Source organism: Listeria cornellensis FSL F6-0969, assembly GCF_000525855.1.
GTDB classification, from domain to species: domain Bacteria; phylum Bacillota; class Bacilli; order Lactobacillales; family Listeriaceae; genus Listeria_A; species Listeria_A cornellensis.
Window position 1 is genome coordinate 111057 of the sequence record NZ_AODE01000008.1, and the last position, 16575, is coordinate 127631.

Sequence of the window (16575 nt, forward strand, 5' to 3'; positions counted from 1 at the left end):
GGAGCATTTAAATACCAATTAACAGATATAAAAGACCTTTAATTGGAAAAACAAAGCTCTTTAGAAAAATTCACAAAAAGTTCATAATTTCAGCTCTAAATGCTGTAGAAATCGCTTTAGAAAGCTATTATTTGACTTAACTGGTAATCTGGTGTATTTTTCTATACTTTTAAAAGAGTATTTTCACCTACATTTCGTTCTGAAAAAGCTAATTTAGGCACTCCTGTAGTACCCCTTACACAACCTTACAAAAATGTAATTGGACATTTCAAAGCAAATGCGTTACATTATATAAATACATGACACTCTACTTTAACATTTGTAATATTAAAGAAATATACGAGGTGATATGCGACATGAAGAAATGGAAAACAGCGATGTTCCATCCAACAGCTATTTTTATCTGGAAAACGTTATTTTATCTGGTTGTTTTACTCGGCTTGCTTTGGTTCTATGGCTTCAAAAATCCGAACGACACCACATTTATTTATAATGAATTTTAAAAGAAAAGAGGCGATTACGAATGAGTGTATCTTTTTTCACCACTTCTATTAATGAACGTATTGATGAATGGGCGCTTAAGACACCGAATAAATCTTGTTATGACTACAATGGCGAGTCCTTGACATACCATGAACTGAAAGAACAATCAGACGCATTAGCGGTCTTTTTACTGCAAGAACTAGATGATGATTTTGCACCTATTTTAGTTTATGGACATATGGATGCTTCACAAATTGTTGCTTTCCTGGCTTGTTCTAAATCTGGGCGCGCTTATGTCCCAATCGATGCTTCCATGCCAGCAGATCGCATCAAGCAGATAACTGAGGTCGCGCAGCCAAGCTTCATTCTTTGCACAGCTGATTTACCAGCCGAGGCAAAAATTGCGGGAGTGAGTACTATCGATTCGGAACAACTAGAAGGAATCATCAAGCGTACTACTGGACAAGCACCTGAGGATTCACACTTTGTGAAAGCAGAAGATAATTATTACATCATTTTTACATCGGGAAGTACAGGCGTTCCGAAAGGTGTACAAATCAGTCATAACAATCTCGTGAGCTTTACGAACTGGATACTCCAAGATTTCCAAATTCAAGAAGGTACTCGTTTCCTCAACCAAGCGCCCTACTCGTTTGACTTATCGGTTATGGATCTTTATCCTTGTTTACTTGCTGGTGGAACGCTTGTACCGCTAGATAAAACAGTCAGCGCTAATTTAAAGAGTTTGTACGAGACTATCCCCAGCTTAGAAGTCAATGTTTGGGTTTCCACACCCTCTTTCGTTGATATTTGCTTGATGGATCAGAATTTTAATGGAGAAAACAATCCATCCATTACACACTTCCTGTTCTGTGGGGAAGTTTTGACAAAAGAGACTGCTCAGATGCTTATTACTCGCTTCCCAAGAGCTACAGTATACAACACGTATGGACCTACTGAGGCGACCGTTGCTGTGACAAATGTGGTGATTGATGAGAGTAATGTCAACACGTATCCTAGCCTGCCGCTTGGACGTATTAAGCCCGACACGAGACTCGCTATTTTGGATGAGGATGGTTTGCCGGTTCCAAATGGAGAAAAAGGAGAAATCGTCCTGATCGGTCCTAGCGTTTCGAAAGGTTATCTCAATGAGCCAGAGAAAACGGATGCTGTTTTTTATACGGATGAGCCATTTCAAGCTTACAAAACTGGTGATTGCGGTACAATTATTGACGGCATGCTCTTTTTCCAAGGGCGGCTTGATTTTCAGATTAAGCTACATGGATATCGCATCGAGCTGGAAGATATTGAAAATAATTTAAAAGAAGTAAGCTACATTCGCTCTTGTATTGTCGTTCCGAAAATGCGTGAGGGTAAGGTGGATGGTTTAGTTGCTTTCGTAGTCCCTTCTGAGCACGATTTTGAGAAGGAATATAAATTAAGCGCGGCTATCAAAAAAGAACTCGCAGAATCGATGCCCAGCTATATGATTCCACGTAAATGGATGTACAAAGAGGAACTCCCACTAACGATGAATGGCAAAATTGACCGCAAGCAGCTTTCCAGTGAGGTGAACACATGACAACGCCATACGGATCAATACTCTATTTTGCAGTATTGTTCGCCTTTTTAGCACCGATTGTGATTGCTGGCTTACTCGGTAAAAGAATGCCTGTTTACAATGCTTTTGTGACACTGGTCTTCATTTACATGATGTTTGCTAGCAACACGATTCAAGCTATTGCCTTGATCGTATTCGTATTTTGGCAATTAGCGCTCGTAAGACTTTACTTTAATTATCGGCAGAAAAGCAATCATGGCGGCATTTTCGTACTTGCACTCATTCTTTCCATCTTGCCGCTCTTCCTTGTAAAAGTACAGCCGTTACTCGCAGCGAACACAACGATGATTGGTTTTCTCGGGATATCGTACTTAACTTTTAAAGCCGCGCAAATGATTATGGAGACGCGTGATGGATTGATTAAAGAGCTAAACTCGTGGGATTTCATTAACTTCCTACTGTTCTTCCCGACGCTGTCATCTGGCCCTATTGATCGCTTCCGTCGCTTTAAAAAAGAAGCCGACTCACCTATAGATCCTGATAAATACGCAAATTTACTTAATCGTGGTATTTTCCTTATTTTCTTAGGTTTTCTATATAAATTTATTATTGCTTATGTGATTCAAACCAATGCCATAACTGGTCTTGAGTATAATCTCCACCATCACGTTCAATTTGGCTGGAGCTTGGTTGGTTATATGTATGCCTATAGTATGTATTTGTTCTTTGATTTCGCAGGTTACAGTGCTTTTGCGGTTGGGGTTAGTTACTTGATGGGTGTTCAGACACCGATGAACTTTAACAAACCATTCGCGAGTCGTAATATTAAAGAGTTCTGGAATCGCTGGCACATGACGCTATCTTTCTGGTTCCGCGATTTCGTGTTTATGCGTCTGGTTTTCTGGATGACGAAGAAGAAGTTTTTTTAAGAGTAAGTTTACCGTTGCTTATATTGCCTACTTCGTGAATTTTTTGATTATGGGTATGTGGCACGGACTTCACTGGTATTACATCGTTTATGGGCTCTATCAGGCGGCGTTGATTGTCGGATTTGACCTCTTTGAACGCTGGAATAAGAAAAAGAAATTCTATCCGAAAAATAAAGTCACCAACGTGATTGGTATTGTGATTACATTCCAATTCGTCTGCTTTGGCTTCCTGATTTTCTCAGGTATTTTTGACAAAATTAGTTTTTAAATAAAATGATAAGGTGGTAAAATATTATGGCATTTCGCGAAGACGTATTAGAGATTTTAGAAGAGATTACAGAATCAGAGGAAGTTGTGGAAAACACATCGGTACATCTGTTTGATGAAGGACTACTCGATTCGATGGCAACCGTTCAGTTATTAATAGAAGTAGAATCGCGCTTAGGCATCACTGTTCCTGTTTCGGAATTTGATCGTGATGAGTGGGCAACTCCAGATCAAATCATCGCTAAACTTGAGGAATTAAAATGAAAAAGAAAATCTGGATGACATTTGGGCCTTTGCTTATTGCAGGGGCTGTGTTCTTGTTCATCCTGTTTGGCCCTAGTTCAATTTTTGGTGGTGTGTCGACTAATACTGTCAAAAAAAGCGCTACTTCTATGAACCCGGTTGTCGTGCAAGGTGTTGCCATTCAACAAAAAAATGCTCGCGACAGATAAAACCTACGTGCCTATTTTCGGTTCCTCAGAGCTATCACGTGTGGATCAATTCCACCCGAATGTCTTTACAGAGAAATATAATCGTGGCTATACGCCATTTCTTATTGGTCGTCCTGGTACACAATCCCTTTCGCATTATTTAGATATAAAAGCGATGGGCAATGATCTAAAAGACAAGAAAGTCGTGTTTATTTTATCACCACAATGGTTCCAACCAGCTGGTGTCGATGATGGACATTTCGGTGGGAATTTCTCGCCACTTCAAGCTTATAAATTTGCAATGTCAGATGAACGGTCTACTGCTGAAAGAAGATACGCAGCACGTAGATTACTAAGTTATAAAGTCGTTAAAAATGATACCACTTTGGCGGCATTGCTGGAAAGTATCGCATCTCCTGGACCAAAAACCGAGGTCGATACATTTACAAAAACTGCAGCCGCAACGCAAGTGAAGATTTTGCAACGAAAAGATGATTTAGATTCCAAGTTTATTCAAGGTTCTCGTGAAGAGAAAGTTCAGAAAAACTTGAAGTTGCTTCCCGACGCATTGGATTATACGAAATTAGATGAATTAGCAACAAAAACAGGTGAAACCAAAGTGGGCGCGAATCCATTTTTTATTAAGGATTCTTATTATAAGAAGAAATTAGAGCCTACGATTAATCAGTTGAAGGATAGCCGTACGAATTTAAGTTATGATGAATCCCCTGAGTATAGTGATTTGCAACTTGTCATGGATGCTTTTAAAGAGGTTGGTGCCGATGTTCTTTTCGTTAATCCTCCTGTAAACGGGCCTTGGTACGACTATATTGGTGCGTCTCGTGAGAAGTTACAGAAGTACTACGATAAATCTGGGAAACAGGTAACAGAGCAAGGTTTCCATTATTATGATATGTCGAATTACAGTGATACTCCTTATTTCTTGGAGGATACGATTCATTTATCATGGCGGGGTTGGGTCGCCATTGATAAACAAATGGATCAGTTTATGAAGAACAAGGTCAAACCTAAGTACGAGAAAACACCGAAACAGTTTTATTTCAAACAGACCCCTCCTCCCAAAAAGGAAGATAATAAGTAACAAAATAAGAATGTAGATTGCGTATCAGATACGTTATCTACATCCTTATTATTTATTCTACTGTGACACTTTTTGCTAAGTTACGTGGTTTATCTACATCGCAACCACGGTGAAGCGCTGCGTAGTAGGCCAATAATTGACACGGTACTACGCTTGCTAGTGGTGTTAGGAGTTCGTGAACTTTTGGAATGACGAATTGATCGCCTGGTTGATTCACGCCTTCCATCGACAAGATACAAGCGTTAGCCCCACGTGCTAGTACTTCTTTGACATTACCTCGAATATTCCAGTTGATGTTTTCTTGGGTGATTAGAGCAAGAACTGGTGTGCCGTCTTCAATCAAGGCAATCGTTCCGTGCTTCAGCTCACCACTTGCAAAACCTTCTGCTTGTATATACGAGATTTCTTTTAGTTTCAGCGCGGCTTCCATAGCTACGAAATAATCGACATGGCGGCCAAGGAAAAAGGCATTGCGGGTTGTTGCTAAATATTCTCCAGCGATATGCTCGATGGTTTCCTTACTATCAACTAGTGTTTCCATTGCGTTTGCGACAATGCCTAGTTCTACAATTAAGTCAAAATCTATAGCCATGCTTAGACCCTTCTCACGGCCTACTACAGTCGCCAAAATTGATAGAGCAGCTATTTGTGCTGTATAGGCTTTTGTGGACGCTACAGCGATTTCTGGGCCTGCATGCAGATACATCGTGTTGTCTGCTTCGCGATCCAGTGTTGAGCCTGGTACATTCGTGATTGTGAGCGAACGATAGCCTAGTTCTTTGATTTTCACCAATACTTGGCGGCTGTCTGCTGTTTCACCACTTTGCGTAATAAAAATGAATAGTGGCTTCTCCGTTAGAAGCGGCATGTTGTAGCCAAATTCGCTAGACACGTGGACTTCGACGGGTACTTCTGCTAATTTTTCGATTAGGTTTTTGCCGACAAGTCCTGCGTGATAGCTCGTTCCGCATGCAACGATGTGGATGCGATCCGTGTCTAGTAGTTCTTTGACAATCTTCGGATTCACGGTTACATCGCCCGCTTCGTTTTGGTAAGCTTGGATAATTTTACGGATAACGGCCGGTTGCTCGTCTGTTTCTTTTAGCATGTAATGTGGATAGGTTCCTTTTTCGATATCGGATGCGTCGAGTTCAGCTGTGTAAGCTTCGCGCTCGATTTCTTCGCCAGCCAATGTTTCGATTGTCACGCCATCACGTTTCACAAGGACAATTTCTTCATCCATGATTTCGACGAATTGATCGGTTTCGCGAATAACTGCCATCGCGTCACTTGCAATGACGTTAAAATCTTTGCCTTTTCCGATAAGAAGCGGGCTTTTATTTTTCGCTGCGTAGAGCGTTTTCGTTGTCTTGGTTATCTATCAGGCAAATCGCGTACGATCCGTGAAGCAGGCTTAGCGTCTTTGTAAATGCTTCTTTTGTTGTCATGCCTTGGTTTGCAAACATTTCGATGAGCAAAACGATGACCTCTGTATCCGTATCACTCTCAAAACTAGCATCTGCTAGGTATTGATCAGTTAATAGTGAATAGTTCTCGATAACGCCATTGTGAACCATCGTGTAGCGCCCTGACTTGCTCTGATGTGGATGTGCATTAGCATGACTTGGCTTCCCGTGTGTCGCCCAACGTGTATGCCCAATTCCCATTTCACCGAAAGCGTCGGCTGGTACTTCTGAACGTAAATCTGCAATACGGCCTTTTTCTTTCGCTACTAGTACGCCAGTTGGTGATTTTAGTGCAATCCCCGCTGAGTCGTAGCCACGATATTCTAATTTTTCTAATCCCTCTAATAAAACTTCTTTCGCATTCTTCTTCCCAATAAATCCTACAATTCCGCACATAATAAAATCCTCCATTTGAGGGCAGACTTATCCTGTATGCAAGCCCTCTATTTTTTTGAAAAAGGGCAGACTATTCCGCTGTCTGTATTCCTTTCGCGTTTCCATGGAGATAACACATGTTCCTTTCCACTCTGTGCACCAAGTCACCTTGATGGTTTGTAGCAAAGGCATCACGATTGCATGTACAACCGAGGGACTCCCGCCGAATTTTCGATTAATCCCTTCCTCGTCAACTAGAGACTCGTGCTCTAGTTCTGGCGCTTCTATTCAATTGTGAGCGATCCTCCTTTTTAATTTCTCTAGGAAACAAAATTATCATACCTCAAAGTTGTATAGTTCGTCAAGCCTTATATAATGTACCAATTCTGAAATTGGTATAGCCATTGACAAAAACAAGCTTTTATTTGATAATGGATAGGAAGCGTCATTCGCTAGGAACGGTCAGGCTTTAGCAATGACTCCATATAGAAATTTTGACCAAGAAAATGGGAGGTTAACTACATGAAATTTTTTCAGAAAATACTTGCTGGGTTTACAACACTTTTCGTCGCGTGGGCGATTTTTTGGAAGTTTGGTCCGGTTCAGACGGTGAATGCGGTCAATATGACTGAACTACCAAGCACTGGTGATAGCTTTTCGATTTGGACGATTGTGATTGGCGGTATCTTGATTATCGCTGCGATTGTGTTGCTTTTACGGAAAAAATGGTAAGAAAAAAAAGAAATTTGGAACCTGAATTAGGCTTCGAATTTCTTTTTTTGTGTCGCTATGATTAGAAATAGGCTGGCAAAGATGCCGAGTGTGCCAATGATTAGTTTCAGCGCGACAATCGTATTTTCGTCTTGGCCGATTTGGGCGCCAATTTGAGAACCGATTTTGCGGAGTAACTGTTCTAGCCACAGGTATTCTGTGAAAAAGTTGAAAGATAGACCAAGTAATGGTGCTGTAATGAATGCATTTGGCTTTCTAAATCCGAATACAACGGCTAGTAGGAAGAAAAATGCCATGCCGATTCCTAAATAAGCATCAAACGGTGTCGTGAAGAAAAATTCTTCGCCTGATAGGACGATGACGGCTAATGTGATGGAGACGCCTAAACCAATTATTGCGAAAAACACGCCTGCCCAGCGCCACTTTCTTTGCCAATTGGTAGATACGACTGTTGCTTTTTCTGGTGTCTTGATGAAGAGATAGACAACCCCGATTAGTGCGACTAGAAGCGTGATGAGCCGAGAGTAATCTATCAAGCCCATTTCTCCATTTTTAATCCATGGTTCGAATTGATTTTGCCATAACACCCAGCTTTGAAAAACGCTATAACCTAGTAAAATTAGCAAATTAGCGAGTAGTATTGTTTTTTCGAGTAATGTTAGTATGCCAAAAAAGAATAGTAGGACGGTTAAGCTAAGCGTTGCCCACAGTACCCAATTTGGTTCAAAATCTGAGCCATTTAATGCCCAACTATATAGAAAACTACTAAAATTAGGAAGCATTGTTGCTCCTAAAAATAACATGATAAATCCACTTACTTGTTTTTTCATTCTTCAACTCCTCAGAACAAGTTCATTTTTTTGCCGTCCACGATATATTCGAGCTCGGATAGACGCCAGAATTCTTCTTCTTTGTACACATAGCGATAGGTTGCATTGAATACGTAATCGTCTGTTGTTCCAGTTCGGAAGCCTGGATTTTCGAAGGTAAAGCGTTGAATAATTCCAATTTCCGGCTCAATCATGCCAATATCATCTTTTCCAGCATCGAAATACGGTGTTCCAATCGTTCTGCCACCTACCGTGATGTTAAAGGAAAACACGACTTTCTGCACCTGTACGTCCAGAAAATTAGCGAGGACGATGTTGAAATGAATGTAATCCTCTGTGATTTCTAAGCCAAATGGGAACAATTCTACTTCCCAACGTGCCTCTCTGTTTTCGCTTAGCTGTCCTACGATTTGCTCGCTTAACGAAATATCTTCTACTGTCGGAAAAGTGCTTACCATTTCTCTTTTCTGCAAATCATAAAGTGACCAATTTAGTTCCATAGTAGTTCCCTCCATAAAAAAATACCCTTTTTACTAGTGTAACAGAAAAAACGATTTAGAACGATTAAAATCTCAGGAAAGCGGTGAAAATATCTTTTTGTCAAAAAGGTATTGCAGTGTTTCAGAATGCCAAGGCCTTCCGAAGACGCGCTTGCTGACGAAATATTGGGCGCGTTCGATTTGGCCTTCTTCGTTTTCGGCTTCCATGGATAATTTATGTACAAAATGTTTTTTGTCGAGACGGATGGCTCGGATTTTGTCTTTTGGTAGGAAAAACATTTGCGTTTCGGATTTGCTGACGATGGAGAAGGAGAACGTGATTAGTCCTACTTCTGTGAACACGAGTACGAGACTGTGCCTTGTGCGCATAGATGGGCCGGCGTACATAAGTCTGTGGTAGTTGGTCGACATGCCGTTGTCTGCTAAGTATTGGTCTACTTCTGTTTCGATTTGGTCTTTCATTGCCATATGTGATTCACCTCCCATTTATTTTACCACATATTTAAAAAAGCTGGGCGCGATGAATTTGCCCAGCTTGGTCGTTATATCATTTTTTCTGCCTGTGCTGCGATGTTTTCTGCGGTGAGTCCGTAAAATTCTTGGAGGTATGGCATCAAGCCAACTTGTCCAAATTGTTCGCGTACACCGATGCGGTACAGCGTGACGGGGCAGTTTTCTCCGAGAAATTCTGCTACAGCGCTTCCTAGTCCACCATTGACGTTGTGATTTTCCGCAGTAATGACGCGACCCGTTTTTTGTGCGGATTGGCGTAGCGTCTCACCGTCTAGTGGTTTGATGGAAAACATATCGATGACTTCTGCCGAGATGCCAGATGCTTTTAGAATTTCTGCGGCTTTCAAGCTCTCTGCGACCATGATTCCTGTGGCACAAATCGTGATATCCGAGCCTTCTCGCAAAATTGGAGCTTTTTCAAACGTTGTATTTTCGTCGTAAAGTTGTGTCGCATTTTTGCGAATCGTTCGGATGTAGTGCAGGCCGCCTTTTTTGTAGGCATTCTCGAGGAGCCAGCCAAATTGGATGGCGTCGCTTGCTTCGTAAACGCTAGCATTCGGGACTTCGCGCATTAAAGCCACATCCTCAAAAGTCATGTGCGTGCCGCCGTTATGTTCTGCTGAAACGCCTGCGTCAGACCCCACGATAACCGCTGAAAGTTGCGCATAACCTAGCGATACGAAAACCTGGTCAAAAGCACGGCGCGTCACGAATTGGCCGAAAGAATGGATGAACGGCTTGCGTCCGAGCACACTAAGTCCCGCCGCGACGCCCATCATGTTCGCCTCCATAATTCCGACGTTCACATACTGACCTGGTAGTTCCACTTTGAGTTTTCCCGTCGACATTGCGCTACTCAAATCTGCTTCCAGCGCAATCACATTCGGATCTGCCGCCGCCAATTTCCGAACCGTATCCGCGTAAACTTGGCGCATCTCTAGTTGGTCTTTTTCAAGTGTGCGTGTCATTGTACCACTCCTTCCAAATCATTTTCTAATGCAAAAATAGCATCTTCAATCGCTTGCTTATCCGTGTCATCAGGACGCAAATGATGGTTGTCCGCCTTCTCCTCGATATGCGTCACGCCCTGCCCTTTCACCGTGTCCAGCACAATCGCGTACGGCTTTCCAGAACTCCTTTTTGCCATCTGAATCGCCTCATCGATAGCCTGCGTCGAAGCACCATCCACCGTCACCGTACGGAATCCAAACGCCGCCATCTTCGCCTCCAAATCAAGCGGATCAATAATGTCCACCGTCAAGCCATCCAGCTGCTTCTTATTATCATCAATCAACACGATCATGCGGTCCAGCCGGTGGTGCCCAATAAACTGAAACGCCTCCCAGCACTGGCCCTCATTCAGCTCGCCGTCCCCGACAATCGCATACGTATAATTCTCGCGCCCAGCCAACATATTCCCGAACGCAATCCCGCCAGCAACCGAAATCCCCTGTCCAAGCGATCCCGTCGTCATCTCAACACCCGGCGTCAAATTCCGATCCGGATGCGATGGCAACCGCGTGCCGTTCTGATTCAGCGTATACAACTCCTCCTCCGCGAAAAATCCCTTCAAAAACAGCGTCGCATAAAGCGCTGGCCCACCGTGTCCCTTCGACAAAACGAAATAATCACGATTCGCGTCCTCCGGTTTCAGCGGATCCACCGCCAAATGCTTCCCGTAAATCACCGCCAACGCCTCCACGATCGATAAACTCCCACCAAAGTGCCCAAATCCAAGCGCCCGCAACTCCTTCAACGTATACAGCCGTATTTGCTTCGCGGCCACATCCAAATTTTCAGCCAACATCATGCTTCCTCCTCTACCGCTTTCCTCTTTTTCCGTTTCATACTAAGCAAGAACATGACGGCCAGAATCGCGACCAAGCTCACCACAATCGCAATCGTCCCGCCATGATTTGCGAGCACACCGAAGAAAATCCCACTCACGCCAAAATCAGTATCCGAGAATGTCGAATTCGCAAACCCAAGATTTCCAAGCACCGGCATCAAGAAAACAGGCAAGAAACTAATCAAAATCCCGTTCACAAACGCTCCGAGAACCGCACCACGAACACCGCCCGTCGCATTCCCAAACACACCAGCCGCGGCCCCCGTGAAGAAATGCGGCACAACGCCAGGCAAAATAATCACGCCACCCGTAAACGTCATGATCACCATACTAAAAATCCCACCGATAAAACTCGAGAAGAACCCAATCAACACAGCATTCGGCGCATATGGATAAATAATCGGCACATCCAGCGCAGGTTTTGCATTCGGCACCAAACGCTCCGAAATCCCTTTAAACGCCGGCACAATCTCAGCCAACACAAGCCGCACCCCAGATAAAATAATAAACACTCCAGCCGCAAAAGTCCCCGCTTGAATCATCGCAAACACAAGATAATTCGTGCCATCGCTCAAGTTCGCCTCTACATAACTAGGTCCAGCAAACAACGCCACAATCACATAAATCACCATCATTGTCAGCGCAATACTTACCGTACTGTCCCGCAAAAACCCTAACCCCTTCGGAAAATTAATTTTCTCCGTCGATTTCGGATTTTTTCCAGCAACCGCTTTGCCGACAAGACCACTCACCGCATAGCCAACCGCGCTAAAATGGCCCAGCGCCACGTTATCATTCCCCGTCAAAATTCGCATAAACGGCTGTACAATCGCCGGAGATAGCGACATGATAATGCCGAGCGCCACGGCTCCCGCCATGATCAGCGGAACCGACGTGAAGCCCGCCACCGTCATGATTACCGCCAACATACACGCCATATAAAGCGTATGATGCCCCGTCAAAAAGATATATTTAAACTTCGTGAACCGCGCAATCAAAATATTCACCATCATCCCGAAAAACATGATTAACGCCGTATTCGTCCCATATTCCGTCAAAGCAATCGCAACAATCGCCTCATTGTTCGGCACGACGCCCGTCACATGAAAAGCCGCCTTAAACATTTCTCCAAATGGCGCGAGCGATGCCGATAAAATCCCAGCCCCCGCCGAAATCACGAGGAAACCAACAAACGTTTTTGTCGTCCCTTTTAACGTGTCCGATAATTTTTTCCGTTGCGCGATCAAACCGATGAGCGCGATTAGCGCCACCAGAATCGCTGGTTGACTCAAAATATCCACTAACACTTTTAGAAAGTCATTCATATCTCTTACCCCTCCCCGTTTTTAAATCAAGCCCTTGTCCCGAACAACCGCCGTTACCTTCTCGCGCAGCTCATCCATGTCGATAATACTGTCCAGCACGATCACCTCACCGAGCGATTCGCCGCCCTCCGCAATGTCCTTCGCAAGGAAAAACACGTCCGCACTATCCGGAGTCGCCGAACTTAGATCCGAATGCGATACCTCCACATCGGTCACGCCCAGCTCCTTCAACACCTGATTAATATTCATCTCCACCATAAAACTCGTACCCAAACCAGATCCACAAACCGCTAAAATTCTCATTCCTGTTCCTCTCCTTCTATTAAATCTGTAATTTCTTCCACTGTTTCTGCCTGCTTCAATTTCTCCAAAGCCACATCATTCGTCAAAAATCGCGTCAATTGCGACAACGCCTTCAAATGCGCCTCATTATCCACTGCCGCCAAACAAATAAAAATATCAATCGCAGGTCCCGACGCATCCACTAAATGCACCGGCGTCCTTGTCCGCAAAAACGACATCCCAATCTGATTCACGCCCTTTTCTGGCCTCGCATGCGGAATCGCAATCCCTTTTCCAATATGGATGTACGTCCCCATTTCCTCGACCGTTTCAATCATCGCATCCACATAATCCGTTTTCACACGATTCGCCGTCACAAGCGGTGTTGCCGCAAATCGAATCGCCTCTTTCCAATCCAGTTTCTCATCCGTAAACTGAATCATATCCTTCGTTAATAATTCTGATAGCATTGGCGCATATCCCCTCTCTATCGACACTTTTCCGTAAATCTTATTAAATATGGCATCATATAATTTCTGCTCATCCTCAATCACCGCGTGCCGTTCAATGATTTCGAGTAACGCATCCACCGAAATATGGCGATGATCAATCGTTGGGAAATCCGCCGCAACCGCCTGAATCAAGTAGTTCTTTTCAAGCGACGTCAATAGCGGCTGCACTAAGTACACCGGTTTTCGCGTCGGCACATACACCGTCGAAAAAAATCATATCGTATCCCGTCTCCGGAATATTCGCCCCGTCCGCCATAACGAACCGCAACTCCGGAAACAACTGGCGCAACTGCGATTTCATCATCAGCGACGTACTAATCCCATTCGGGCAAACCAACAACGCCTCAAAATCCCGCCGTGCCTCACGCTTCTGCTCAAAATACCCACCAAAATGAATCGTAAAATAACCAATCTCCGCCTCGCTTACGGTTTTCCCAGTCAGTTTTGCAAGTGGCGACAACGCCTGCCTCACAAACGCGAACAACTCCGGATGCGCCGTCTTAATTTGCTCCGTCATCGGCGCAACCAGTGGCAACGAAAACACGATTCGGAAGTACGCCGGCACCAGGTGGTCGTAAAGACTCCGCCGCAACTCGCGCTTATTATCCAGCGTCAACAACGTCAGCTTCTCAAAAGCCGCAATAATCCGGTCCGCCAAATCCAGCAACACCGCATGCTCACCAATCTCCGCCGTCCGCTGCGCCCCAATCACTTGCACCGTCACATAAAGCCGTTCCATCTCGTCCTGCATCCCAAACAAATCCACCACAAGCGATTCCGTCATCGGGTACACCGCCTGCTGCATGGTTAACTCCCGCTCCATGTCCGAAAACACAAGCCCCGCATGTTTCCCGCGACACCTCAGAAATGCCGCCAAATAAAGCCATTCCCGCTGCCGATCCTGCACGAACTCCACCCGGTTCACCTTTTGCCAGTCAAGCAGAATCCGCTCCGTCGCATCTAACCGCGCGCGCAGTCCCCAGCTTTCCAGAACGAATTTCAGCGCAACCTCACCGAGCGGCAACACCAACAACGCATTCACACACCGCCCCGCCAGCACCCGCTTATCCCGCTCTGTTCCCACCAAATGGTACCCAGAAAGCCGCGAATACACCAATCGCACATCCGCCCCCGCACAAAACCCACGCACCTTCTTCACATCACTCAGCGCCGTATTCCGACTCACATGCAGCACCCGCTGATAATGAAAATTCGAAATTTCCTCCTGCCGAATAAACGTATACAAATAAAGTAAATAGACCCGGTCCTGCTCCCCGAGAAAAAGCTCCTCCTGCCGTATAAATAACTCCGATCCCTCCAAATAAGCCGTTTTCAGCCCAGGATCGATAATAAACCACTGATTTCGCATCCCAATTTCCGATTTTCCAACATGCCGCAAAGCCTGATTCATCTTTTCAAAATCATATTGAAACTGCCGCTCCGACAGCCCCATTTTCCGAACAAGCGCCCCGCTCGTCATTTTCTCATACCGAATAATCTGCTCAAAAAGCCGAAATGCACGTTGATCAAACATGATTGCCTCCTCCTTACTTTTCATTTTAAAGCGGTTACATAAAGATAGCTAGGTGAATTGAGTACAAAGTGTGTGGTGGGTTTGGTGGCGAGATTGGGTTTTTGGTGGGGTATTGTGATTATAGCAGAGGTTTTGGAGGAAATGGGAAAAAGCCGAGTTCGCGGATTGGTGGTCCGGGAATTCGGCTTTGATACTATATAGAGTTTCAAAAATCATTTTTTTTCAGAGAACAGACTCTCTATAAATATCAAAAATATCTATACTATTTTCTTCAAATAAGCTTTCTAGTGCATCGCTACCATTATCATCGAGATACTCTAACTCCGCTTCTGAAATTGGTACTAGCGACAACCATGTAACAACTTTTTGATCTGTCTCAATATTAATAAGATTCTCCCACAAAAATGGTGTCGTAAGAAGTATGTGTTTCATTTCAGAGTCATCCTAATATTCCGTAACAATATTCGGGTATACCGTTCCTGGTCTACAAAGGAAATTATCATTAATAATATTAAATGCACAACTGCTAATTATATTCGGAAATTTATCAAAGTTGCTACCGCAAGTGACTATGAATTCAGCTCTCAATTCTTTATCATTTCCTAAAACTAATCCTATGGAACTTTCAGATAACCCAATTGTTGCATAAGTTGTAACCCCTTCCTGTGGTTTATCTTCACTCATAAAAATATCAATCGATGACGTTTCATTTGAATCTTTATATTTGATAACTTTTGGTTTACCACCTACATTTTCAAATATATGTTTAGCTACTTGTTGGTTATCTTTACTCATACACTATAAATCTCCTCTATAAATTTTTATCATGGACCAAAATACAAATCAGTTATATCTTCGCCTGTATGACTCTGATTGGGACTAGGTATTTCTGCTCTATAACGGCTCATTATTAGAACCAAATTTCTTATTTTCTAATTTTAACCACTGAACCTAAGAGTAATAATTCTCTATTCTTTATAATTAATTGATTATTTTTATACAATGCGAACTAATTTCATAACTCCTAAGCCTTGCGGCTCAAGAGATTTAAAGCAACAAAAAAGAGGAACCTCCCCATTTTTGATATAATGTTAGGTACGAGCCAAACAAAATCAAAAAGGAGTGATCCCTCATGGCTATTATACACCAACCAACATTGTTTGACATAGAAATTTTATTATCACTAGAACCAATCGAACGATACAATGAAATTTTCTCCCCATTACCACTCGTAAAAGTCGTGCGTTTATTTGATAAAGCTACTCGTAAGGGAAGACCTATCAGCCTTAACTATGAAGCGACTTTTAAAGCGCTTGTCATTCGCTATGTGGAAGGCATTCCAACGATTAAAGCACTCGTGAAACGTTTGAATGAAGATCTTGTTTTCAAACTAAATCTGGGGTTCCTTTGCTCGGAACGTGTGCCATCCGAAGCTTCTTTTTCTCGCTTTACACAGGTGTTATCGCAACATGCAGACGTCCTTCAAACCATAAATCATGTGCTATTAGAACAAATTGATGCCATGAATGGCTTATTTTCAGAGCAATTAGCGATAGATGCCACGCATTTCTCTGCACATGATAAAGCGCATAAGACGGATAATCCAAAGCTACCATCGGTAGCGGAACAATTAATGATGCCATCAGAAGATTTGATGCAAGTGATCCCAAGTAATCCTACATGGAGCATTAAAAAGAACAGCAAAGGGAAAAATATGTTTTGGTTTGGCTATAAGCTACATTTAGCTGTTTCAACAACTACCCAATATATCGTTGGTAGTTTGCTTTCTTCTGCCTTTGTCTCGGATTCTTCTATTGCGATTCCTCTTTTGAGGAAGGTAACAGCAATTGGTAGTAATCCACGTTATATTATGATGGACAAAGG

The 16575-nt window shown here is 43.4% G+C and carries 14 protein-coding genes and 4 pseudogenes; 7 read left to right on the forward strand and 11 right to left on the reverse strand.

Annotated features, from left to right (window positions below):
* Positions 1 to 356: 356 nt before the first annotated feature.
* The 5 genes and pseudogenes from PCORN_RS03355 to dltD all read left to right on the forward strand — a co-directional run bounded on the left by PCORN_RS03355 (position 357) and on the right by dltD (position 4773).
* On the forward strand, positions 357 to 503 hold the full coding sequence (locus tag PCORN_RS03355; RefSeq protein WP_036077528.1) for a teichoic acid D-Ala incorporation-associated protein DltX: 147 nt from the start codon (positions 357 to 359) through the stop codon (positions 501 to 503).
* Between the two features lie 20 nt (positions 504 to 523).
* Positions 524 to 2065, forward strand: coding sequence for a D-alanine--poly(phosphoribitol) ligase subunit DltA (gene dltA, locus PCORN_RS03360; RefSeq protein ID WP_036077530.1), 1542 nt, complete (start codon positions 524 to 526; stop codon positions 2063 to 2065).
* Positions 2062 to 3241 (forward strand): annotated as a pseudogene (dltB, locus tag PCORN_RS03365) (D-alanyl-lipoteichoic acid biosynthesis protein DltB). The gene dltA and the pseudogene dltB overlap by 4 nt, the downstream one beginning before the upstream one ends.
* A gap of 26 nt (positions 3242 to 3267) precedes the next feature.
* Positions 3268 to 3504 carry a D-alanine--poly(phosphoribitol) ligase subunit DltC gene (dltC, locus tag PCORN_RS03370; RefSeq protein ID WP_036077531.1) on the forward strand — a complete coding sequence of 79 codons (237 nt, stop codon included), beginning with the start codon at positions 3268 to 3270 and terminating at the stop codon, positions 3502 to 3504.
* Positions 3501 to 4773: pseudogene (gene dltD, locus PCORN_RS03375) on the forward strand (D-alanyl-lipoteichoic acid biosynthesis protein DltD). Before dltC ends, dltD begins: the two are co-directional and overlap by 4 nt.
* A gap of 52 nt (positions 4774 to 4825) precedes the next feature.
* On the opposite strand, the pseudogene glmS reads toward dltD, so the two are convergent.
* Positions 4826 to 6635: pseudogene (glmS, locus tag PCORN_RS03380) on the reverse strand (glutamine--fructose-6-phosphate transaminase (isomerizing)).
* 501 nt (positions 6636 to 7136) lie between these two features.
* On the opposite strand from glmS, the gene PCORN_RS03385 reads away from it, so the two are divergent.
* Entirely contained in the window at positions 7137 to 7346 is a 210-nt protein-coding gene (locus tag PCORN_RS03385) for an LPXTG cell wall anchor domain-containing protein (protein WP_036077535.1), read from the forward strand.
* 26 nt (positions 7347 to 7372) lie between these two features.
* Here PCORN_RS03385 and PCORN_RS03390 read toward each other — a convergent pair whose 3' ends face one another.
* The 10 genes and pseudogenes from PCORN_RS03390 to PCORN_RS20035 all read right to left on the reverse strand — a co-directional run bounded on the left by PCORN_RS03390 (position 7373) and on the right by PCORN_RS20035 (position 15486).
* Positions 7373 to 8176 (reverse strand): hypothetical protein, encoded by an 804-nt coding sequence (locus tag PCORN_RS03390; RefSeq protein ID WP_036077536.1) that lies wholly within the window; start codon positions 8174 to 8176, stop codon positions 7373 to 7375.
* Between the two features lie 11 nt (positions 8177 to 8187).
* Positions 8188 to 8676 (reverse strand): hypothetical protein, encoded by a 489-nt coding sequence (locus tag PCORN_RS03395; protein WP_036077538.1) that lies wholly within the window; start codon positions 8674 to 8676, stop codon positions 8188 to 8190.
* Between the two features lie 72 nt (positions 8677 to 8748).
* Positions 8749 to 9144, reverse strand: coding sequence for a hypothetical protein (locus PCORN_RS03400; RefSeq protein ID WP_036077539.1), 396 nt, complete (start codon positions 9142 to 9144; stop codon positions 8749 to 8751).
* 74 nt (positions 9145 to 9218) lie between these two features.
* The gene (locus PCORN_RS03405) at positions 9219 to 10157 is read right to left on the reverse strand and encodes a transketolase family protein (RefSeq protein ID WP_036077541.1); all 939 of its coding nucleotides are present in this window, start codon (positions 10155 to 10157) and stop codon (positions 9219 to 9221) included.
* Entirely contained in the window at positions 10154 to 10999 is an 846-nt protein-coding gene (locus PCORN_RS03410; protein ID WP_036077543.1) for a transketolase, read from the reverse strand. Before PCORN_RS03410 ends, PCORN_RS03405 begins: the two co-directional genes overlap by 4 nt.
* Positions 10996 to 12363 (reverse strand): PTS ascorbate transporter subunit IIC, encoded by a 1368-nt coding sequence (locus PCORN_RS03415; RefSeq protein WP_036077546.1) that lies wholly within the window; start codon positions 12361 to 12363, stop codon positions 10996 to 10998. Before PCORN_RS03415 ends, PCORN_RS03410 begins: the two co-directional genes overlap by 4 nt.
* A gap of 21 nt (positions 12364 to 12384) precedes the next feature.
* Positions 12385 to 12666: a PTS sugar transporter subunit IIB gene (locus tag PCORN_RS03420; protein ID WP_036066132.1), complete on the reverse strand. Its 282-nt coding sequence runs from the start codon at positions 12664 to 12666 to the stop codon at positions 12385 to 12387.
* Positions 12663 to 13334, reverse strand: coding sequence for a PTS sugar transporter subunit IIA (locus PCORN_RS18145; RefSeq protein WP_159102521.1), 672 nt, complete (start codon positions 13332 to 13334; stop codon positions 12663 to 12665). Before PCORN_RS18145 ends, PCORN_RS03420 begins: the two co-directional genes overlap by 4 nt.
* A complete protein-coding gene (locus PCORN_RS03425; protein WP_051999217.1) occupies positions 13300 to 14691 on the reverse strand; it encodes a BglG family transcription antiterminator in 1392 nt (463 codons plus the stop codon). The genes PCORN_RS18145 and PCORN_RS03425 overlap by 35 nt, the downstream gene beginning before the upstream one ends.
* 222 nt (positions 14692 to 14913) lie before the next feature.
* Positions 14914 to 15486 (reverse strand): annotated as a pseudogene (locus tag PCORN_RS20035) (suppressor of fused domain protein).
* A 337-nt stretch (positions 15487 to 15823) separates the two neighbouring features.
* On the opposite strand from PCORN_RS20035, the gene PCORN_RS03435 reads away from it, so the two are divergent.
* A partial coding sequence (locus tag PCORN_RS03435; protein ID WP_036077549.1) for a transposase occupies positions 15824 to 16575 on the forward strand: 752 nt, incomplete at its 3' end.